Genomic DNA, 19836 nt, shown 5'->3' with positions numbered 1-19836 from the left:
AACTCTTGATGGCGTGCCGTCCCCGGCTGTCTGCCCGGTCGTTCCCGTGTTTTAGCACATTCCCGCTTTTCCCGTCCCGGGAGCTGCTCCTCCAGCGGCGGCCGTCGCGATGTGGAACCGGGCATGAAGGAGGGAAACGGAGAGCCGGGTTGGGAATCCGGCGGTGTTTGCGGGAACAACCGGATTCCTGAATGACTTATCCCCGGAAGAGGCAACTTCCCGAATGGGGCGAAGTAATTTGACATACGGGGAGCGCCCTGTTAGAAGTGGGGCGATTGGTCCGTAATTTCGTGGACTTGTCCTGTACAGGCTTTTTACTTTTGCTCATATGAACTTGATTTCCTTCCGATCCATGATGGCGGTTACGGCGCTGGGAGCCGGCCTTGCCCTTCCGGTGTTCGCCCAGTCCTCTTCTCCGGCCTCTTCCTCCGCGCCTGCGGCCTCCCGCGCCAAAAAAACGGCCAAGATGCCGGTGTATCCCATCCCGCAGAAGATGACCAGGAGCGGCGGTTCCGTGACGGTTCCGGCCCTGAAGCTGTCGGGAGCGCGGGACGAACCTACCGTGAATACGCTGAAGAGCATATTTTCCATCGCTCCGAACGGGCTGCCCGTGCAGATGTCCATCATCAAGGGGAGCAAAAAGGCCGCCGGGAATGTTCCGCAGAAGGCCGGGGCTTATTCCCTGAGCGTCACGCCGCAGGGCATCCGGATGACGGGCTATGACGACGAAGGCCTGTTTTACGCGGCCCAGACGCTGCTTCAACTGGCGGAGAAGACTCCTTCCGGCGTAACGGTGCCTGTGGTGGAGGTTCTGGACTGGCCGGACGTTCCCTTCCGCGGCACCATTGAAGGCTTTTACGGCCTGCCCTGGGGGCAGGAAGGACGCATCAGCCAGTTCAAGTTTTACGGGAAGTACAAGATGAATACTTACATCTACGGCCCGAAGGACGACGTGTTCCACGGTTTTTCCAAGCGTTGGCGCGAGCCGTATCCCGCGGACATGGCGAAGGACCTGAAAGAGCTGGTGAAGGTCGCGAAACAGAACAAGGTGAATTTTGTCTGGGCGGTGCACCCCGGAGCGGACATTCACTGGGGGGAGGCGGACCGGAAAGCCGCCGTGAAGAAGTTTGAGATGATGTATGACCTGGGGTTCCGCTCCTTTGCCGTGTTTTTTGACGACATCGGCGGGGAGGGCGCCAAACCGGAAGGCCAGGTGGAGTTCCTGAATTACCTGAACAAGGAGTTTATCCACAAGAAGCCAGACGTGACTCCGCTGATCGTGTGCCCCACGGCGTATTCCGGCGGAGGTGGCCGCTACCACGAGGTGATGGGGGAACATCTGGACAAGGACATCGGCATCATGTGGACCGGGTCCAGCATCGTGAGCGATATCCGGACCCCGGCCTTGAAGGGGATCAACAAGTATTTGCAGCGGCCGGCGTTCATCTGGTGGAATTTCCCGGTGACGGATTACGTGCGCCACGCCCTGTTCCTGGGGCGCACCTATGGCGTGGATGCGGACGCGATGCCGTTCATGCAGGGGTTTGCCTCCAATCCGATGGACAAGCCGGAGGCCTCCAAGATTTCCCTGTTCAGCGTGGCTAACATGACCTGGAATGCCAAGGCCTATGATTCCGACAAGACATGGAAGGACAGCATCCGGATTTTGTTCCCCGGCTGTGCCTCCGCCATGCAGACGTTTGCCGACCATAACAGCGACGGGGGGCCCAGCGGGCACAATTACCGCAAGGAGGAGTCCGTAGAGATTGCCCCCGTGGTGGAGCAGGTGCTGGAATTGTGCCGCCGCGGCGCCAAGGTGTCTGAAAGCAAGGCGTTTGACCGCCTGAAGGCCGAGTTTGCGAAGATGGCCCAGGCTCCGGACATGATCCGGGCGAAATCGAACAATCCCGCTTTCGTCGCAGAGGTAGAGCCGTGGCTCATCCAGTTCGAGTCCCTGGGCAAAGCTGGAATGAACAGCATGCAGATGATTGAGGCCACGGAGGCGGGAAATGCCTCCGGAGCGCTGAATTACGCCATGGAGGCCGCCTGCCTGCTTGCCGAGATGCAGCGTTACAGCAAGGAGATCAGCAAGGCCATCAACAAGCACGTGACGGAGGTGACCAAGAAAAATTCCCCGTGGCAGACCGCCGTCAAGCCGTCCGAACTGGTGATGGCCCCTGCCGTGCGGGAGCTGCTGGACATGGGGTCCACCCCCGTGCTTTCCCGTGTGAGCGGACAGGCCGTTGGCCGTGTGAAGCCTTATGTTTCCACCAAGTCCAAGGGAGGGATCGAGAAGATGCTGGATGACGATCCCGAGTCCTTCTATTATTGCAAGGAGGTCCAGAAGAAGGGCGACTTTTTCGGCGTGGACCTGGGCGCTCCGCGGGAGATACGCACCGTTTCCATCGTGATGGGCCGCAATGATTCCGATACGGATGCCGTGAACAAGGGCCAGCTTGAGGTATCCATGGACGGGCAGTCCTGGTCGCCCCTGATGCCGGAGTCCAGCGGGCTTCGCGTGGAGTACCAGGGAAATGGCAAGAAGGGCCGTTTTGTACGCTACCGTGCTACGGCGCAGGGTGTTCCGGGCGGGAAGTCCGACGTGTGGACGGCCATCCGGGATTTCAAGGTGAATGCCCCCGCCGCGCCTTCCGTGCTGACGGATGCCCCCGCGTTCAAGAGTGCCGTGGTTGAAGTCGGAGACAAGGATATTTCCCTGAAGCGCATCATGGAGGTGCATCCTCTGGCGCCGAAGAAGTCCCTGGGGCTTCAAATTCCGGCGGGAGCATCCGTGGAGTCCGCCTCCGTCAATTTGAAGACGCCGGACATGAAGTGGGCCAAATTGTACATTTCCATGGACGGAAAGTCCTGGACGGAGGTTCCGTTGAAGGCGGACGGTTCCGCGGAGATTGGCGGCGTGATCAAGGGCATCAGGCTGTTGAACGCCGGATCCTCCCCGCAGGAGGTGACTCTGGAAGAGTTCAAGCTGAATCTTGCCAACAAGGGAGGAAAGTCTGCCGACAACGGAGCCGCCGGGGATTTCAACCTGGCTACGTTCCTCCCGGTGGAGCTGTCTCCGGAGAAGGTGGAGATTCCCTGTGATTCCCCCCGTGCGAATTCCGCCATTGTCCTGTCCGACGGTAAGGAAGCTTCCGTGCTGGCCTGCGGGGCCGACGGACGGTGGGCTCCCGTGGGCAATCTGGCCAAGGGCAGGAAGGTGAATACGTTCAGCCTGAAGTCCGTCAAGAAGCCGGTGAAGGCCCTCGGCCTGACCGGGAAGAAGGGAAGCTCCGTGAATGTTTTTGAAGTGATCTGGAAGTAACGGGTTCCGCCGGGGGCTGGCGCATGCGGCAGTCTTCCGCGGGGCGATGCCCGTTGATCCTGGGGCGGCTGTTTCCTCCGTGGAATGGCCGCCCCGGCTTTTTTCAGTTCCTGGTTTGCCGGGAGGCGCGTTTTTCCGCCAGGTGCATGCAGCCGAGGACGAGGGCTATGATGACCAGCGGACCCAGGATGTCCGCATACCCCACCATGCCCGTGTTCACGGGGGCCACGCAGAGCAGGAACCACCAGGCCAGGGTCAGCAGGCGGAGCAGGGGCGGAGCTCCGTTGCCGGAGAGGAAGACGTAGATGACGAGAGCCCATAGCTGCGGGAAACGGGGCAGCGTGACCAGCCATTCCCGGTGGTCCCCGCCGGGCCAGACAAGCGTGCCGTAGGAGCCGGCTGCGGGGAGGTCGCCCCACATGGCTCCCGCGGGAAGCGCCAGGTTCATCAGCAGGTTCAGGAGCAGTCCCGCATAAACGGCGATCATCAGGGCCCTCCATTGGGCGCCCGTACGCACCGCCAGGAACAGGAAAGCGGGCACCAGCAGGAAAGGCGTCAGTTCCAGCGCTCCCATCCAGGCGGGGAGGACGGTGCCTATTTCAGCGTAGCGGTCCGCGCCCTGTGGAACGGCGGAAAGAAGAGCCCAGTACAGGAGCATCAGGAGAATGCAGCGGTACCTGGCACCCTGGCCCACCGGGCGTTCCTCATCCGGAGGAAGGCCCAGCCATGCTCCGGAATGGGGCTGGTTGGAGGGGTACTGCATGGCGGGTTGGGAATGGAGCCTTTTGTAACGGGAATAGGCGGCTTTGTCAATAAAGCCCGGTTCAGGTCCGGAACCGGGATTGTTTTTCAACAAAATGGGCATTCCTGCTGTCCACATTGTGACAAAGTTGTTGCCATCGGATTCTTGCCGCGGGCGGCTTCTTCTGCTAGTCGGTGCCTGAAAGGGCGCGGAAAAATGGCTGTGCCCCAGTAACTCATTCCTTTTGATTATGTCCCATTCCAGATTACTGACGATTTTACCGGCCCTGTTTTTCTGCCTGCTGGCTGTTTCCTGCGGAAGGAAGGAGAAGGACGATCCGAACGTCATTGAATTGAACTTCGGCCATTTTCCCAACGTGACGCATGTGCAGGGCCTGGTGGCACACCATTTTTCCCGGCAGGGGAAGGGGTGGTTTGAGGAACGGCTGAAGGAGGCCACCGGAAAGGATGTCAGGATCAACTGGTACGTATACAATGCCGGCCCCAGCGCCATGGAGGCCGTGTTTGCCCGCTCCATTGAATTGGCTTACGTGGGGCCCAGCCCGGCCATCAATGCGTTTGTGCGTTCCCGCGGGGATGATATCAGGATGATTGCCGGGGCTGTGGAAGGAGGCGCCGCCCTGGTGGTTCCGGAGGATTCCACCCTGAAGGAGCCTGCTGATTTCCGCGGCAAGGTGATTGCCACTCCCCAGCTGGGGAATACGCAGGATGTTTCCGCCCGCGCCTGGTTTTCCCGCGGCGGCCTGCACGTGACGCAGCGCGGCGGGGACGTGACGATTCTGCCCACCCCCAATCCGGAGCAGCTCAGCCTGTTCCGGCAGGGCAAGCTGGACGGCGTGTGGACGGTGGAGCCGTGGGTGAGCCGCCTGGTGATGACGGCGGGGGGAAAGGTGCTGGTGAACGAGAAGGAGTCCATCGCTACCGTGCTGGTATGCGGAGCGGATTTCCTCAAGGAGAAGCCGGAGGTGGCGAAGGCCCTGGTGCAGGCGCATGAAGAGCTGAATGAATGGATCAGGCAGCATCCGGAGGAGGCCCGGGCGATCGTGGTCAAGGAACTGGAGGAACTGACCCATTCCAGGATAGACCCGGCGTTGATTGCGGAGGCCTGGAAGAGCATCGTCATGAAGGACAGGATTTCCATTCCCAAGCTCCAGCAGTTTGTGCGGGACGCCCATGAGGCCGGTTTCATGAAAGAGGTTCCGGACGTGGGCGGCCTGGTAGTGCCTGAGGCGGCGGAGGAACAGTTGACCATGGTGAAGGAGGCTGCCGGAAGATGATTGTGGGTGAAGAACATTGCGGCCCCGGAGGGTGCAAGCTCCGCATTGCCGGCGTGAGCAAGGTGTTTGACGGGCGGCGCGGAAAGGTGGTGGCGCTGGAGGGCATCAATTTGAATATCAGGAGCGGCGAGTTCGTCTGCCTGGTGGGGGCCAGCGGCTGCGGAAAGACTTCCCTGCTGAATATCATCGCCGGGCTGGAGTTTCCCACTTCCGGGGTGGTTGAACTGGACGGGGTTCCCGTGACGGGGCCCGGACGGGACCGCACCGTGATGTTCCAGGAGTCCGCCCTGTTTCCGTGGCTGGACGTGATGGGGAACGTAATGTTCGGCCTGAAGCTGACGCCCGGCCTGACGCGGGGGGACCGGCTCGCCATTGCGGAGAAGAATCTGGAGCTGGTAGGGCTGAAGGAATGCGCGCATTCCCATATTCATGAACTTTCCGGCGGGATGAAGCAGCGCGTGGCGCTTGCCCGCGCCCTGGCTACCAGCCCCCGCATCCTGCTGATGGACGAACCTTTTGCCGCCCTGGACGCCATGACCCGCGAACAGCTTTACCAGGATATTCAGGATATCCATTTCCGTTGCGGCATGACGATCATTTTCGTCACGCACAATATGCGCGAGGCCGTATGCCTGGGGGACCGCGTGGTGCTGTTTACTCCGCATCCGGGCCGGGTCTGTGAGGAGTATTTCGTGGACCTTCCCCATCCCAGGGATATCAACAGCCGCGATCTGGCACAGTTGTCATCCCGCATCACCCGTGATTTGAAAGGAGCCATGGCATGAACAGGAACAAATGGTCCAAGTGGGGCGCCCATGCCTGCTCGCTCGTGTTTTTCATTCTCGTGATCTGGTTGTGGCAGTATTTGAGCGACCAGAAGGTCTGGAAGCCCTATTTGTTTCCCTCTCCGCTGGAGGTGTGGGAGTATTTATGCTCCTCCTTCCTGGACGGATCTCTGGAGGAAGCTTCATGGATTACTGTGAAGAGGCTGGTGATGGGGTATGGAATAGGCCTGGTGATGGGGATTCCCCTGGGCATGCTGTGTTCCCGCTTCCAGCTCATGCAGAATACCCTGGGCCTCGTTTCCCTGGGGTTCCAGGCCCTCCCGAGCGTATGCTGGGTTCCGCTGGCTACCCTGTGGTTCGGCCAGACGGAGGGTGCCATGCTGTTCGTGGTGATCATGGGGACGCTGTGGTCCGTGATTCTGGCGACGGCCAACGGCATGAGGAACGTTCCGCCCATTTATGCCCGCGCAGCGCGCACCATGGGCGCTGGCCCCATTTATTGCCTGATTCACGTGACGCTACCTGCCTCCGCCCCGTTTGTGGTGAGCGGGATGAAGCAGGGCTGGGCCTTTGCGTGGCGTTCCCTGATGGCGGCGGAAATTTTCGTTCCCATCCTGACCGGCTTCGGCCTGGGGCAGCTTCTGCACTTTGGCCGGGAGTTGAACGCGATGAACCAGGTGGTGGGCATCATGTTCGTGATCGTGGTGATCGGCCTGCTGTCTGACAAGATTCTGTTTTCCCCGCTGGAACGGTTCCTGCACCGCCGCTGGGGGACGGGGCAGGCCTGAGGGCTGCGCCTTGCAGACACAGATGAGCTGGTTGCGTTCGGCGAGGGGAAAGCCCGTTACTTGCCGGGGGATTCCAGGTTCCTTTTAAGAGCGTGGACTTCCTTGATGAGGGCCGGGAGCTTTTTGAGCGCGGCATACTGGCGGCTGGCGTCCTTGAACGGAGATGCCGGGAAACCCCAGTAGGCGACGTTTTCCGGGATGTCCGAGATGACTCCCGTTTTGGCTCCCAGAACGGATTTCGAACCGATTTTAAGGTGTCCGGAGATGCCGACCTGGGCGGCGATAGTTGCGTAGTCGCCCACCTTGGTGCTGCCGGCGATTCCGGATTGGGCGACAATCACGCAATGCTTGCCGACGACGACGTTGTGGCCGAGCTGGATAAGGTTGTCTATCTTGGTGCCTTCCCCCACGATGGTGCGGCCGAACCTGGCACGGTCAATGGTGGTGTTGGCTCCTACGTCCACGTCGTCCCCCAGCTCCACGATGCCCACCTGGTCAATGCCCACGTAACGGCCGTTGTCCCCCATCAGGAAGCCGAAGCCGTCGGAACCGATGACGGCCCCCGGCTGGATGGTCACCCGGCTGCCGAGCTTGCAGCGTTCCCGGATGATGACATGGGCGTGCAGGCGGCAGTTTTCCCCCATCGTGACGCCGTCCCCGATGTCGCAGCCGTTGCCGATGTCCGTGCCGTCGCCAATTACGCAATGGGCGCCGATGCAGGTATAGGCGCCCACATGGATTTTGTCCGGATTGAAGGTGGCCGTGGGGTCGATAATGGCTGTGGGATGGATGCCGGGCGTGAACCGGTAGGCGGAAGCCATGAAGTATTTCACCAGGGCGTTGAATGCCATGGAAGGATTGTCCACTTCCACAAAGGCGACGTTTTCCGGGTACGCGGGCAGGGCCGGAGGCACCAGGACGATTCCGGCAGAGGTGTGAAGAAAGTCTTCGAAGTATTTCTCGTTGCCGAGGAAGGAGGCTTCCTCATGAGATGCGTCGAGAAGGGAAGCGACCCCGAACACAGTCAGTTCGGGGTCGCCAGAAAGGATTTTCCCCCCGGTGAGGGCGGCCACGGCTTCAAGTGTAAGCTTCATGGGAGTATGATTCCGCCTTCCCGGGGGTAATGTCAAGGGTTAGTTGGCCGGAGCCGCGGGAGCGGCAGGAACGGCCGGGGTCTTTTTCTTGGTGGGGTCAAAGCCCTTGGGAGCGTCCTTGTTGAGTTCCTTCATCACGGAGGGGGTGATGTCCATGCTGGGCTTCGTGTACACGAAGACCTGGTTGGAACGGAGAGCCTGGGCGCTCTTGTCCAGAATGAGGTCATAGTTGCCCTTGGTGGCGATGCCTTCCGTGATCTTGGTGATTTCACCCATGATCTTGGTGGAGCGCACCTTCATCTGTTCCTGAAGGGACTTGAGCTGGCGTTCCACGAAGCCGCGGCGTTCCTGTTCCAGCGCGATGACTTCCTGACGCTTGATCTGGGCTTTCTGTTCCAGCTCCTTCTTGTCCTTTTCATTCAGCATGGGATCCTGAAGCTGTTTGACCATGTCGTTGAAGTCGGCTTCCATCTTCTTGATGGTTTCCGCGCGGGTGTTGTTGGTTTCCTGCACGGTCTGGGCAGCCTTGTCTACTTCTGCCTGGGCTTCATGGGTCTTATAGTAGTCGGCGAAGAGTTTCTGCACGTCCACCGTTGCTACTTTAAGTTCGGCGTTGGCAGTGGCGCTTAATGCCATTGCAGCTGATACACATAATGCTGTTTTGAAGAATCTCATAATTTTTAGCGTCTTCTGACTTTGCCAGTTTACATGTGGAACGGCATGCGTCAACCTTCTAGCTATATTTCAGGATTGAACTTTTGTCATCATGGGGCCACTTTAGGCGCATGCAAACATTTTCCACCAAGGCCCAGTTGAAGGCGGCCCTTCTCAAGCATCACCGCAAGCATGACCACGTGGTTCTCGTTCCCACGATGGGAGCGCTTCACGGCGGGCACCGCGCCCTGCTGGAACAGGCCCGCAAGCTGGCCGGGGAGGACGGCGTGGTGGTGGCCAGCATTTTCGTCAATCCCATCCAGTTCAACAATTCCTCCGACCTCCAGACCTATCCCCGCACCCCTGAAAAGGATTTGGAGGTGTGCGAGGGAGCGGGCGTGGATTACGTGTTTTCCCCCTCCCCGGAGGAGATGTATTCCGGGGAGCGCAGCATTACCGTGGAGGAGAGCTTTTTATCCGCTACGCTGTGCGGGGCGTCCCGCCCCGGACATTTTTCCGGCGTCTGCACGGTGCTTGCCAAGTTGTTCAACCTGGTGCAGCCCACGGACGCCATTTTCGGCAAGAAGGATTACCAGCAGCTGGCGATTATCCGCCGCATGGTGCGTGACCTGGATTTCCCGGTGCACATCCACGGGGCGGAGATTGTGAGGCATGGGAACGGCCTGGCCTATTCCTCCCGGAACGCCCGGCTGACGGCGGAACAGAAAGAGCAGGCCGTGGTGATACGGAAGGCCATGCTTCAGGCCAGGGACGAGTTCCGGGCCGGAACGGATGTCCGGACGGTGAAGGAACATGCCGCCGCCATGATTGGGGCCGTGCCCGGCACGCGCATCGATTATCTGGAGATTGTGGATGCGGAGACGATGCAGCCGCTGGAGGAGAACCGGAATCCGGCCCTGATGGCCGCCGCCGTCTATTTTGGCGACGTGCGTCTTATTGACAATATAGAACTTTAATCCGGCACGGATTCCCTTATACTGCGCCCGTGATTACCGCCGCCAACCTCCACCGCAGCTATTCCATCGGCAAGAAATCCATTGAGATCCTGCACGGGGTGGACCTGCACATTGCCGCCGGGGAGAAGGTGTTCCTGTGCGGTCCCAGCGGAGCCGGCAAGACCACGCTGATGTACACGCTGGCCGGGCTGGAGACGCCCCAGGAGGGAAAGGTGACGATTGACGGCACGGATATTTACGCCTTGTCCGCTACGGCGCGGTCCGTGTTCCGGAACCGGAACATGGGATTCATTTTCCAGAATTACCTGCTGATGCCGGAACTGACGGCGCTGGAAAACGCGTGCCTGGCTTCCTCCATAGGAAGGAGGCCGCGCGTGGAGTACGTGACGGAGCTGATGGCGCGCGTGGGCCTGTCCCACCGCCTGAACCATCTGCCCAGCGAGCTGAGCGGCGGGGAGCAGCAGCGCGTGGCGATCGCCCGCGCCCTGGCGAATGACGCCCCGATTATTTTTGCAGATGAACCTACCGGGAACCTGGACCGGAAGAACGGCGCGGAGGTGCTGGACCTTTTGTTCGGCCTGGCGGACGAATCCCGCAAGACGCTGGTAATCGTGACGCATGACGAACACCTGGCCCGCCGGGGGGACCGCATCATCACGATCATGGACGGGCAGGCGGTCTGAGGCCGTCCGGTCCTGCGAGTTTTTTATCTCTCCTTTTATTTGCCGTCCGCCGCCAAATGCAGGACGGCCTGGTGCACGCCCCGGACCACCTGGGCCATGCGGCGGTAGTCCAGCGTTTCCGGCAGGTCTCCGGGCTGATGGTAGTTCGGGTTCCGGAAGAAGGAGGTGTCCGTAATCATGACGGCGGGCAGGTCTTTGGCCCAGAAGTTGCGGTGGTCGGAGAAGTCCATGCACATGCCCTTGATTTCCGGCAGGTTCAGGCGGACGGTAGGCAGGAAGGACTGCATGTTTTTCTGGACTGTCCGCGCCAGCCTGACGCTGTCCCAGTTGCCGACGATGGCGATGAAGTCCCCCTTGTCCGGGTACAGGGCGCCCATGCCCGCGGCGGGGTAGGACTGGCTGTTTTCCCTGTCCGAGAAGTAGCCGATCATTTCCAGGCAGATCATGGCTTTCACGCCTATCTGTTCCGTATAAAGTTTTTGGGCGTGCTGCGCGCTGCCCATCTGTTCCGTGCCGAAGTAGGGCGGTTCCTCGTTGGCATACGCGATGAGTTCAATGGTGTCATGGGGGGAGATGCCCTTGAGCATGCGTCCCAGGGCCAGCAGTCCGGCTACGCCGCTGGCGTTGTCGTCCGCTCCGGGGGTGCTTCCGCAGGTGTCGTAATGAGCGCCGACGATGACCCTTTTGGCGGATTTGCCGGGGAAAACGGCGCTGACGTTGACGAAGGTGCGCTTGTCCGCCGTGAAAGGCTGGTATGTGACCGTAGCTCCCGATTCCGACAGGGACCGGGCGATGTATTGGACCGCCCTGGCCTGGTTCTTTTCATAACCCGCCGGGCGCGGGTGGCAGGTTTTGGCCAGGTAGAGGACGTCCTTTTTCAGTTCCTGCTCCAGCCCCGGGCGGACGGCCGCGGCGGGAGCGCCGCCGGCCGCGGGGGTGGTGCAGTGGGAAATGATGCAGCCCGTGGAGACGGTGAGGATGGCCAGGGCGGAAAACAGAGAGAGATAAACCCGGAGCTTCATGCTCCCTTTATATCAATCTATGTCTGGCGTGACAATTTCAATGTGAGAGGTCTAATATGGAGTATTCCTGCATGTTTTTCTCAGCAAATCATAAATCGCCGTTTTTTACCGGTGAGGCGGCAAGAGGGATAACACCGGACCCCTGAATACAGCCTGTATTTTATATGGGAAAGGGAGCAATCTACTCTTTTTAGGATTAGGAAAGAGTTGCTGAATGTCCGGCGAAACTGAAGTTTACTGGAGCGGTGAGATTAACGGGCCTCACTAGGATGGTCATTTGAACGTTCCGGTTGAATTGACAATGTTGTTGTTCACTGAAGGAATAACCTTGGGAAAATCGATCGTCATCACTTCCATAAGCATCAATCTTATTTTCCGGATCAAAGATAAGATGTTTGCCTTGTTTATTCTTTGTCAGGAGAACGGCATGCCGTTCATCGCCACTTGCGTTGGAGGCGGTAACGATCACACTTGGGTAACCTAACTGAGCCCAAAGAATATGCAGTAAAATGCACCGTTCCCTGCAAAAGGCGATTCTGCGTTCAAACAAAGTCATCAAAGGGACAATAGGGTTTATTCGATAATATTCCGTTCGTTCCTGTTGCTTGGATTCTACCTCTTCTCCCTGGAGAGGTCGTCCGAAGGTGGTGACGAAATTCCAGATGTCCGCAAAGTCTTCGGAGAGTGCCTGAATACGTGGATAGTTTTCCAGTTTCGTATTTTGAAGAATTCCGTTAATGAGCGCTGTTTCACTTCCATTAGTGTATTCATTATTAAGGAACTGTACGTTTTGTAAATTCATTGTTTTGATTATGTAATGTTTACTGTTTTTATGATTTGGATTTTCTGCTGCATAGGTATCTTCCCAGAGCAGTTTTCCGGTGTTCCGGGTTCGCGCAGAATGGCACACCTGAATTTCCACTATAGGTTTTCGCGCTGATATTGCCTTCTTGCTTTTCCCGAGAGTGCATTACTTTTGCCGAAAGCATCAGACTTCAATCGGAACTTCTCATCTAGAGGGAATCGTCCGATTTTCAGGTTTTCCGTTCGTGGTTGCTTCATCCGGCACAAAAATTGAAGGGAAAGGATCGGTATTGCAATCATGCGGGTTGTTGTGTAGCTTGTTGCGCATGTGGGACTGGATTATGATCAAGGATGCGCTCCGGGCGATCGTTGAAATTTTCATCCTGTGGGTATTCCTGTACCAGATTTACCGCGCTTTCCATGCAACGCGCGGCGCGCGCATCATGGTGGGGCTGTTCGCCTGTTTCCTGGCCTTGGTGGTGCTGGCCTTTTTCTTCCAGTTGAACGTGATTTCATGGATCCTGACGCGCATTTTCGCCCCCGGCCTGGCGCTGGCGCTGGTGGTGATTTTCCAGCCGGAGCTGCGTGTGGGGCTGGCGAAGCTGGGCAGCCATCCGTTCTTCTCCTCCTTCGCCAAGCTTCAGCGGGTTGACTTTCTGGACAATTTCTGCAAGGCGGTGAGCAAGCTTTCCAACCAGCGGTTCGGCGCCCTGTTCGCTTTTGAGCGTAGTATCAGCATGAAGCCCATTGAGGATTCCGGCGTGAAGCTGGACGCCATTTTTTCTCCGGAACTGGCTCTGACGATTTTCCATACCAAGACCGCCCTGCACGACGGAGGCGTGGTGATTTCCGGCGACCGCATTTCCGCGGCGGCCTGCGTGTTCCCGGTTTCCCAGAAGGAGATGAGCGACCGTACCCTGGGGCTGCGCCACCGGGCGGGCGTGGGCATGTCCGAGGAGAGCGACTGCGTGGTGGTGGTGGTGTCCGAGGAAACGGGGGCGATTGCCCTGGCCGTGGGGGGCAAGCTGGAACGCAACCTGACGCCGGAACAGTTGAAGGGCCGCCTTGAAGAGCTATTGAATATTTCTCCTTCCAATGAAAAAACTGCTATTGCTTAACTGGCCGGCCAAGCTGTTCTGCCTGGTGCTGGCTGTGATCATCTGGTCTTTTATCAATCACTGGGTGACCACGAACGACGGCGTGCCCTCCCGTGGGCAGCTTGAGGAGATCAGAAGATCCCATCCCTGAAGATTTACCGTTATGAGGAATTTCATTGTTACCGGAACCGATACGGAAGTCGGTAAGACTTATGTAAGCTGCCTGATCGTCAAGGCCCTGAGAGAAGCGGGCATCAATGCCGCCGGGTTCAAGCCCGTGGCCTGCGGAGACAGGCAGGATGCCCGTCTTCTGCGCGAGGCAGGACCGGAGGGGCTGACGCTGGACGAGCTGAATCCCGTTTTCCTGAAGAACGCCACCTGCCCTTATGTGGCGGCCCGGCTGGAGAATACGCAGGTGGATGAAGGAGCCATCCGCCGCGCCTATGACGCCCTGGCCGCCGCGCATGAATGCGTGCTGGTGGAAGGTGTGGGGGGATGGGAAGTCCCGATAGGCCCCGGCCGGAATTTCAGCGACGTGGCCGCGGATTTCAAGCTGCCCGTGCTGCTGGTGATCGGCAACAAGCTGGGGGCCATCAATCATGCCCTGCTGACGCTGAATGCGGTCAAGGCGCGCGGCCTGGAATGCCTGGGCATTGTGTTTAATAACGTGAAGGATGAATGGGATACGGCCTGCGTGACGAACAGGAGCATGGTGGAGGAGTTTTCCGACGCGCCCATTCTCGGCGAGCTGATCCATGGGCAGGATTCCATGGACATTGACGCCTTGATGGAACGCCTGCGCTGAGCACGGTAGCAGTTTGACGGATGGAAGAAGATGGGGGGAAGAAGCTCTTTCCTCCCCGTTCGTTTCAGGGTGTGAACTGGCGGCGTAGAGGAACCGGCATGTAGTGTTAAAAGACCAGGGGAGAGGGACAGGTTTTCAGCTCCGGAAGTCCTGTTTTGACAGGAATTGAGACGGGAGGGCGTAAATAAGGAATGTTTTTGTCCAGAGTTTTCAGCATTCCTGTACGGTTTTTTATTGCCCTGCTGGTTTGTTTCCCGTGGGAGCTGCTGGCAGGGGAGGTGGTAACTGCGCCTGTGCCGGAGTTTTCCTCCCCTGCGCTGATTCCCTATCCTTCCAAAGTAGTCTGGGGTAAGGGCGGGGCGCGTTTTAAAAGCGTTCATGTACATTTGGGCCGGGATGTTCCCCGCAGAGATGACCTGGTGAGGGAAATGAAGGATGTATTCAGGATGTCCGGCATTCCGGCTGCCGTGAGCAAGGATGTTTTTGAGGAAGGTTCCCTGACATGGGAGTTAAGCCTGGACGCCGGAATTGAGGGAGAAGCGTATGTCCTGTCCGTCACGCCGGAAAAGACAACTGTCAGGGCAGGGGGCTTTGGCGGTTTTTTCAATGCCCTGCAAACGCTGCGGCAGCTGGTTTCCAAAGAGAAGGAAGGTTTTTTCATGCCGTCCGTGCAGATCAGTGACGAACCCGCCTTCGCCCTGCGGGGTATGATGCTGGACGTGGGGCGCTATTACATGTCTCCCGCGTTTATCAAGGAGCTGATGCGCCGGGTTTCCCGCTACAAGATCAATACGCTGCATTTGCATTTGACGGATGATCCTGCGTGGAGGCTGGAGGTGAAGAAGTATCCGGCTTTGACAGACCGCGCCTTTCACTGGAAGTCACGGTTGCCGGGCAAATTTTATACGCAGGAACAGTTGAAGGACCTGACGGATTATTGCGCCCGGCTGAATATCCAGGTGATTCCGGAGATCGACATGCCGGGGCACAGCCAGCCGTTCGCCAAGGCCATGAAGACCGGCATGCAGACGGAGAAGGGCGTTTCCATATTGAAGGATGTCGTGGACGAGACCGTTGCCCTGTTTCCAGGAAGGTTTTTTCACATGGGGTCCGACGAGGTGCACATTACGATGAAGGATTTTATTCCGCGCATGGCGGAGTATATCCGCGGGAAGGGCAAGGAGGTGATCGTGTGGTCGCCGGGCGGCCCGCACGATAAGGATTCCGTGCTGATGTGCTGGGGCGAGAGCGAGGCCGGAGCCCGGATGGACAAGGGAATGAAGCGCATTGACAGCAATGGCTTTTACATTGACTGGGCTGATTCCCAGTCCGGCGTATACCAGGTGTTTTTCCAGCAGCCCTGCGAGGTGCCGCAGGGGGATGAGAAGGCGTTGGGAGCCATCATGCCCGTGTGGTGCGACGGGAACCTGAGCAGTGAGAAGAGGGTGCTGGAACAGTATCCCCTTTACCCCTGCGTACTGACGTTTGCGGAGCGCGTCTGGCGCGGGAGCGCCACCAAGCGGAAGGATTACATGGCGCAGCTCCCTCCCAGGGGAACAGCCGGATGGGCGGAGTTCCGGGAGTTTGAACAACGGCTGGCTTCCCACCGTGACCGGTTTTTCCGGGACGTTCCCTTTGCGTACGTGAAGCAGGCGGATATGGCCTGGAGCCTGATAGGGCCATTCGACCACCGGGGGAAGAATGACACGTCCTTTGAACCGGAGCGGAAGATTGCGCCTTCCTACCGGGACGGGGACAGGACGCTGGAGTGGAAGAAGACGCCCGTTTACGGTGGAGCCGTGCATATCAGGCACCTTTTTGCGATGTTCAATATGCACCGGAACCAGTACCGGCTGGACCACTGGCCCACGCTGATGTCGGGGGACGTGGGAAAGGGCAGCGGAACCTGCTATGCGCTGACTTCCATCCGCAGCCCGAAGGATCAGGAAGTGTGGCTGATGGTTGGCCTGAACGGCATGTGGGGGCATTCAGGCGGGTACCGCAGTGCCCGTGCTCCGGAGCAGGGGAGCTGGGATTTTTCCGGCGGGGACGTGTGGCTGAACGGAAAGCGCGTGAATCCGCCCAGGTGGCCGTTCAAGAGCCTGCCCTGGACGGATTGGGGGAAAGGCCGCATTGAAGAAGCCCCCCTGACCTGGGAGGGGTATTTCTTCCGTCCCCCCGTGAAGGTGAAGCTCCGCAAGGGATTGAACCGCGTACTGATACGCAGCGTGTTCGGCCACTGGAAGGGGGACAACGGGCAGAGAAGCTGGTTTTTCTGCTGTATTCCCGTCCTGTGGGATGGTGTCCATTACCGGGAGGTTCCGGGCCTGGAATATGATCCCCGCCCGGACGCCCGCTGACAGGCAGGCTTCCTGCCGTCACTCTTTTTCAAAGGCGGAGAGGATGGCCTCATGCACGTCCTGCGCGGAACGGATTTCCGGCAGGGATGCCGGGCCGATGAATACGGGCTGCTGGTTTGCGGGTACCCGGTCCCTGCCATGGGAGCCTTTCACCTGGTCTCCGTTGAGGGGAATGATTTTCATCAGTGCGCGGAAGCCCAGCTTTTTTTTCAGCAGGAAGGCGGCGGCGTGGAACATGGGGAAGGAGAGGGTCGGGTCAAAGAACATTTCCGCCGGATCGTAGCCGGGCTTGCGATGGATGTCTACGCAGCGGGCGAAGTCCGGGGCCCTGGCGTCGTCCAGCCAGTAGTAGTAGGTGAACCACGCATCCGGGGCCGCGACGGCAGTGAAGTCCGGCAGGCGTTCCTGCGCCGCAGGATTCAGGCCGGAGAAGTCCGTTTCCCTGGTTTCCTCCACTCCGGGGGTGGCGGCGAGCAGCGTTTTCACCTCTTCCTTCACGGAAGGGTCGTTGATGTAAATATGGGCTGTCTGATGGTCCGCCACAGCAAAGGCCCGGGAGGCGCCGCAGTCCAGCATTTCCGTACCCATTTCCGGTTTGACGGCGATCCAGCCCCGTTCACGGAAGAGGCGGTTGAGGGCAATGCTGCGGGAGACGTCGGAAATGCCGTATTCACTGAGGATAACGGGGGTGACGCCTTCCTGTTCCAGAAAGTCGACCAGGTCGCAGAGCAAACCGTCCATGGCTTCCGCCGCCCGGGCCGCCTGCATTGAGGAAGGGCCGAATTTCTGAAGGTCATAGTCCAGGTAGGGCAGGTAGATGAGGTTGAGGGCAGGGCGGTGTTTCCGTTCCACCCACCGGGCGGAGTCCGCTATCCATCGGGAGGACTGGATGCCGGCCATGGGGCCCCAGAAGGTGGGGAAGGGGAATTCCCCCAGGTCTTTTTTAATGGTCTCCCGGAGTTCCATGGGCTGGGTGTAGATGTCGAAGACCTTGCGGCCGTCCGCCGGGTACATGGGGCGCGGCGTGATGGTCCAGTCCGCCGTGGAGTACATGTTGTACCACCAGAAGAGCTTGGCGCAGGTGAAGCCGGGTCCGTACCGTTCCCGCAGCTTTTCCCAGAGGCGCGGTCCCTGCACCAGTTTGTTGGATTGCTTCCAGAACTGGATTTCACTCATGTTCCGGTTGTACCATCCGTTGCCGGGGATGGCGTGCTCCCGCGGGGAAAGCCCCGTCACATAAGTACTCTGCGCGGAGCAGGTGAGGGCCGGAAAGGCAGGGGGGAAGGAGGAAACGCGCCTCCCCTCCGCCCAGGCGGAGAGTCGCGGCATGTGTTCCATCATCTGGCGGGAAAGGGCCACCACGTCAATGACGGCCACACGGGTGTGAGGGAGTTTCATGGAAGGGATATTAGCGGTTTGATGCGGGAATTCCATCTTTCCATTTGAAAAAAATGGCGGCATCCGTCATGATTCCCCGCATGGAACGTCAGGATAAACGACTTGTGGACCAGTTGCGCCCGATCAGCTTTGAAACGGGGATTGCCCCGAATGCCACGGCCTCCGTGCTGGTGGCCTTCGGCCGCACCAAGGTGATTTGCGCCGTTACGATTGAGGAGGATGTCCCCCGCTGGATGAAGGTTCAGCGTGTGGAGGGCGGCTGGCTGACGGCGGAGTATTCCATGCTCCCCTATTCCACGCTTGACCGCAAGCGGCGCGATATTACGGCAGGGAAGCTGGACGGACGTTCCAGCGAAATCCAGCGCCTGATAGGCCGCTCCCTGAGGGCTGCCGTGGACCTGGGCAAGATCGGGCAGCGCACGATCTGGGTGGACTGCGATGTTTTGCAGGCGGACGGGGGCACCCGGACCGCTTCCATCACCGGGGCTTCCGTGGCCCTGGCCATTGCCGTGAACAAGCTGGTGGCGCAAGGCAAGCTGGCGGAGTCTCCCATGAAGAGGCTGGTTTCCGCCGTTTCCGTGGGGATGCTGGGCGGGGAAGCCCTGCTGGACCTTTGCTATGTGGAGGACAAGGATGCGGAGGTGGATATGAACCTGGTGATGACGGACCGCGGTGAGTTTGTGGAAGTGCAGGGCTCCGGGGAGGAGGCCGTGTTTACGGCGGACCAGATGAGCCGGATGCTGGAACTGGGCCGCAAGGGCCTGGAAGAGATTGCCGGGCTTCAGCGCCAGGTGATCGCCGATGCGGACAAGCCGGACGCCGACGCGCTGGAAGGGCTGAGCGCCTTTTTCGGCAGCGGCAGGCAGGCATGAATTTCCCATGGCGCGGGATTGTTCCGGCTCCCCGCAAACGGGGGGGCCGGAGGAATCCCGGCGCCCTTCCAGGCCCAACATTTTTATGAGAATATGCTTGTCCTGACTGGGAAATCACGTTAATAGTAGAGACGAACATAGATAACCACGTACGGTTTTCTTAAACTGTAAACATTCCATCATATCCAACAATGAAAGTATCTTTTGCAACACGCCAGTTACGCAGGGGGTTCACCCTGATCGAACTTTTGGTTGTTATTGCCATTATCGCCCTGCTGGCTTCCGTGGCGTACGGTCCGATTCTGAACCAGATCAACAAGGGCGACCAGATGCAGGCCCTGACCAACATGAAGAACGTGGGTGTGGCGATGAACGAGTTCAAGTCCAACAGCAAGCTGGGCAACTTCCCCGATGACATCACCGCGGACCGCGTGGTGGCGCAGCACAATTACATGAGCGGCCTGGGCGCGCTCCAGGGGGATACCTCCAATGACTACTTCCGCCAGCTTCTGGGCAATGAGTCCGTTTCCGAAAGCAACTTCTACGCCAAAGTGCAGACTCCTTCCGGCGGTTCCACCGTTACTCCCGACGGTGAAATCTATGACGGCAAGGCCCTGACCCCCGGTGAAGTGGGCTTCTCCTACGTCATGCGCAAGGGTGACAATAACAAGAAGGTAGGCATTGGCAGCTCCGTGGGTGAATATCCCCTGATGGTTACTTCCGTGCTCCCCGGTGAAGACGGCAGCACCGTCGTGGCTGGCAACGCCGTCCGCTTTGACCCGGAAAGCTTCCGCGGCAAGGTTCTGATTTTCACGACCGCCCAGAGCGCCAAGACTCTGGAACTGGATGACAACGACAACCTTCAGGACACCTTCATTCCCAAGAGAAGGGGCAAGGATGTCAGTGACCAGTTCCTGATTCTCACGCCTGATTTCAGCGGCCAGGAATAAGTTTTTTCCGTTAGCATGATTTGCACAGGGCGCATCCTTAGGGATGCGTCCTTTTTCATGCCCCTTCACTGGAATCTGGAGCATTCCGAACCGCCGGTCCGCACCGTATGACAGAAATGGCCGGCCCGGTAAAAAGAGGCAGCGGCCACGGTTGGCCCGGGAACAAGGAGTAAAAAACGTTGTTGG

Annotated in this window: 18 protein-coding genes; 12 read left to right on the top strand and 6 right to left on the bottom strand. The window is 59.0% G+C overall.

The window, feature by feature from the left end:
* Nucleotides 1-352 precede the first annotated feature (352 nt).
* Complete coding sequence (locus J5W70_RS02255) at nucleotides 353-3322, top strand: glycoside hydrolase family 84 protein (RefSeq protein ID WP_022396536.1); 2970 nt, start codon at nucleotides 353-355, stop codon at nucleotides 3320-3322.
* 103 nt (nucleotides 3323-3425) lie between these two features.
* Here J5W70_RS02255 and J5W70_RS02250 read toward each other — a convergent pair whose 3' ends face one another.
* The gene (locus tag J5W70_RS02250; RefSeq protein ID WP_146021364.1) at nucleotides 3426-4085 is read right to left on the bottom strand and encodes a hypothetical protein; all 660 of its coding nucleotides are present in this window, start codon (nucleotides 4083-4085) and stop codon (nucleotides 3426-3428) included.
* Between the two features lie 229 nt (nucleotides 4086-4314).
* Here J5W70_RS02250 and J5W70_RS02245 point away from each other — a divergent pair, with 229 nt between their 5' ends.
* The 3 genes from J5W70_RS02245 to J5W70_RS02235 are packed head-to-tail and all read left to right on the top strand — an operon-like array spanning nucleotide 4315 to nucleotide 6934.
* Complete coding sequence (locus J5W70_RS02245; RefSeq protein ID WP_022396538.1) at nucleotides 4315-5361, top strand: ABC transporter substrate-binding protein; 1047 nt, start codon at nucleotides 4315-4317, stop codon at nucleotides 5359-5361.
* On the top strand, nucleotides 5358-6146 hold the full coding sequence (locus J5W70_RS02240; RefSeq protein ID WP_022396539.1) for an ABC transporter ATP-binding protein: 789 nt from the start codon (nucleotides 5358-5360) through the stop codon (nucleotides 6144-6146). The genes J5W70_RS02245 and J5W70_RS02240 overlap by 4 nt, the downstream gene beginning before the upstream one ends.
* Complete coding sequence (locus tag J5W70_RS02235) at nucleotides 6143-6934, top strand: ABC transporter permease (RefSeq protein WP_022396540.1); 792 nt, start codon at nucleotides 6143-6145, stop codon at nucleotides 6932-6934. The genes J5W70_RS02240 and J5W70_RS02235 overlap by 4 nt, the downstream gene beginning before the upstream one ends.
* A gap of 56 nt (nucleotides 6935-6990) precedes the next feature.
* Here J5W70_RS02235 and lpxD read toward each other — a convergent pair whose 3' ends face one another.
* Entirely contained in the window at nucleotides 6991-8028 is a 1038-nt protein-coding gene (lpxD, locus tag J5W70_RS02230) for a UDP-3-O-(3-hydroxymyristoyl)glucosamine N-acyltransferase (protein ID WP_022396541.1), read from the bottom strand.
* Nucleotides 8029-8067: 39 nt separating this feature from the next.
* Complete coding sequence (locus J5W70_RS02225; RefSeq protein ID WP_022396542.1) at nucleotides 8068-8664, bottom strand: OmpH/Skp family outer membrane protein; 597 nt, start codon at nucleotides 8662-8664, stop codon at nucleotides 8068-8070.
* 149 nt (nucleotides 8665-8813) lie between these two features.
* On the opposite strand from J5W70_RS02225, the gene panC reads away from it, so the two are divergent.
* Together panC and J5W70_RS02215 are read left to right on the top strand one after the other, a co-directional pair.
* Nucleotides 8814-9659, top strand: coding sequence for a pantoate--beta-alanine ligase (panC, locus tag J5W70_RS02220; protein WP_022396543.1), 846 nt, complete (start codon nucleotides 8814-8816; stop codon nucleotides 9657-9659).
* Between the two features lie 29 nt (nucleotides 9660-9688).
* Nucleotides 9689-10342, top strand: coding sequence for an ABC transporter ATP-binding protein (locus J5W70_RS02215; RefSeq protein ID WP_022396544.1), 654 nt, complete (start codon nucleotides 9689-9691; stop codon nucleotides 10340-10342).
* A gap of 35 nt (nucleotides 10343-10377) precedes the next feature.
* Here J5W70_RS02215 and J5W70_RS02210 read toward each other — a convergent pair whose 3' ends face one another.
* A complete protein-coding gene (locus tag J5W70_RS02210) occupies nucleotides 10378-11364 on the bottom strand; it encodes a M28 family peptidase (RefSeq protein ID WP_022396545.1) in 987 nt (328 codons plus the stop codon).
* A gap of 196 nt (nucleotides 11365-11560) precedes the next feature.
* Complete coding sequence (locus tag J5W70_RS02205; protein WP_146018206.1) at nucleotides 11561-12166, bottom strand: hypothetical protein; 606 nt, start codon at nucleotides 12164-12166, stop codon at nucleotides 11561-11563.
* A gap of 328 nt (nucleotides 12167-12494) precedes the next feature.
* Between J5W70_RS02205 and cdaA the strand changes: the two genes are divergently transcribed.
* The 4 genes from cdaA to J5W70_RS02185 all read left to right on the top strand — a co-directional run bounded on the left by cdaA (nucleotide 12495) and on the right by J5W70_RS02185 (nucleotide 16430).
* Entirely contained in the window at nucleotides 12495-13286 is a 792-nt protein-coding gene (gene cdaA, locus J5W70_RS02200; RefSeq protein WP_022396547.1) for a diadenylate cyclase CdaA, read from the top strand.
* Nucleotides 13264-13416: a hypothetical protein gene (locus J5W70_RS02195; RefSeq protein WP_012419453.1), complete on the top strand. Its 153-nt coding sequence runs from the start codon at nucleotides 13264-13266 to the stop codon at nucleotides 13414-13416. Before cdaA ends, J5W70_RS02195 begins: the two co-directional genes overlap by 23 nt.
* 12 nt (nucleotides 13417-13428) lie before the next feature.
* Complete coding sequence (gene bioD, locus J5W70_RS02190; RefSeq protein ID WP_022396548.1) at nucleotides 13429-14070, top strand: dethiobiotin synthase; 642 nt, start codon at nucleotides 13429-13431, stop codon at nucleotides 14068-14070.
* A gap of 191 nt (nucleotides 14071-14261) precedes the next feature.
* On the top strand, nucleotides 14262-16430 hold the full coding sequence (locus J5W70_RS02185; protein ID WP_022396549.1) for a family 20 glycosylhydrolase: 2169 nt from the start codon (nucleotides 14262-14264) through the stop codon (nucleotides 16428-16430).
* 18 nt (nucleotides 16431-16448) lie between these two features.
* Here the strand turns inward: J5W70_RS02185 and J5W70_RS02180 are convergent, their stop codons facing one another.
* Entirely contained in the window at nucleotides 16449-17828 is a 1380-nt protein-coding gene (locus J5W70_RS02180) for an alkaline phosphatase family protein (protein ID WP_022396550.1), read from the bottom strand.
* A gap of 80 nt (nucleotides 17829-17908) precedes the next feature.
* Here J5W70_RS02180 and rph point away from each other — a divergent pair, with 80 nt between their 5' ends.
* Both rph and J5W70_RS02170 read left to right on the top strand, forming a co-directional pair.
* On the top strand, nucleotides 17909-18700 hold the full coding sequence (gene rph, locus J5W70_RS02175) for a ribonuclease PH (RefSeq protein ID WP_240454348.1): 792 nt from the start codon (nucleotides 17909-17911) through the stop codon (nucleotides 18698-18700).
* 191 nt (nucleotides 18701-18891) lie between these two features.
* Nucleotides 18892-19650, top strand: coding sequence for a type II secretion system protein (locus J5W70_RS02170; protein ID WP_022396552.1), 759 nt, complete (start codon nucleotides 18892-18894; stop codon nucleotides 19648-19650).
* Nucleotides 19651-19836 lie beyond the last annotated feature (186 nt).

Origin of the sequence: Akkermansia massiliensis, assembly GCF_018847375.1 — a bacterium.
Lineage (GTDB): Bacteria > Verrucomicrobiota > Verrucomicrobiia > Verrucomicrobiales > Akkermansiaceae > Akkermansia > Akkermansia massiliensis.
This window is presented reverse-complemented; position numbering and strand designations above follow the sequence as displayed.

Bases quoted from the DNA above. Each gene is read 5' to 3' on its own strand.
- J5W70_RS02225 (WP_022396542.1), bottom strand. From the start codon at position 8,664: ATGGCATTAAGCGCCACTGCCAACGCCGAACTTAAAGTAGCAACGGTG.
- J5W70_RS02255 (WP_022396536.1), top strand. From the start codon at position 353: ATGATGGCGGTTACGGCGCTGGGAGCCGGCCTTGCCCTTCCGGTGTTC.
- J5W70_RS02170 (WP_022396552.1), top strand. From the start codon at position 18,892: ATGAAAGTATCTTTTGCAACACGCCAGTTACGCAGGGGGTTCACCCTG.
- J5W70_RS02180 (WP_022396550.1), bottom strand. From the start codon at position 17,828: ATGAAACTCCCTCACACCCGTGTGGCCGTCATTGACGTGGTGGCCCTT.
- J5W70_RS02250 (WP_146021364.1), bottom strand. From the start codon at position 4,085: ATGCAGTACCCCTCCAACCAGCCCCATTCCGGAGCATGGCTGGGCCTT.
- J5W70_RS02240 (WP_022396539.1), top strand. From the start codon at position 5,358: ATGATTGTGGGTGAAGAACATTGCGGCCCCGGAGGGTGCAAGCTCCGC.
- J5W70_RS02195 (WP_012419453.1), top strand. From the start codon at position 13,264: ATGAAAAAACTGCTATTGCTTAACTGGCCGGCCAAGCTGTTCTGCCTG.
- J5W70_RS02185 (WP_022396549.1), top strand. From the start codon at position 14,262: ATGTTTTTGTCCAGAGTTTTCAGCATTCCTGTACGGTTTTTTATTGCC.
- cdaA (WP_022396547.1), top strand. From the start codon at position 12,495: ATGTGGGACTGGATTATGATCAAGGATGCGCTCCGGGCGATCGTTGAA.
- rph (WP_240454348.1), top strand. From the start codon at position 17,909: ATGGAACGTCAGGATAAACGACTTGTGGACCAGTTGCGCCCGATCAGC.
- bioD (WP_022396548.1), top strand. From the start codon at position 13,429: ATGAGGAATTTCATTGTTACCGGAACCGATACGGAAGTCGGTAAGACT.
- panC (WP_022396543.1), top strand. From the start codon at position 8,814: ATGCAAACATTTTCCACCAAGGCCCAGTTGAAGGCGGCCCTTCTCAAG.
- J5W70_RS02245 (WP_022396538.1), top strand. From the start codon at position 4,315: ATGTCCCATTCCAGATTACTGACGATTTTACCGGCCCTGTTTTTCTGC.
- lpxD (WP_022396541.1), bottom strand. From the start codon at position 8,028: ATGAAGCTTACACTTGAAGCCGTGGCCGCCCTCACCGGGGGGAAAATC.
- J5W70_RS02210 (WP_022396545.1), bottom strand. From the start codon at position 11,364: ATGAAGCTCCGGGTTTATCTCTCTCTGTTTTCCGCCCTGGCCATCCTC.
- J5W70_RS02205 (WP_146018206.1), bottom strand. From the start codon at position 12,166: ATGAATTTACAAAACGTACAGTTCCTTAATAATGAATACACTAATGGA.
- J5W70_RS02235 (WP_022396540.1), top strand. From the start codon at position 6,143: ATGAACAGGAACAAATGGTCCAAGTGGGGCGCCCATGCCTGCTCGCTC.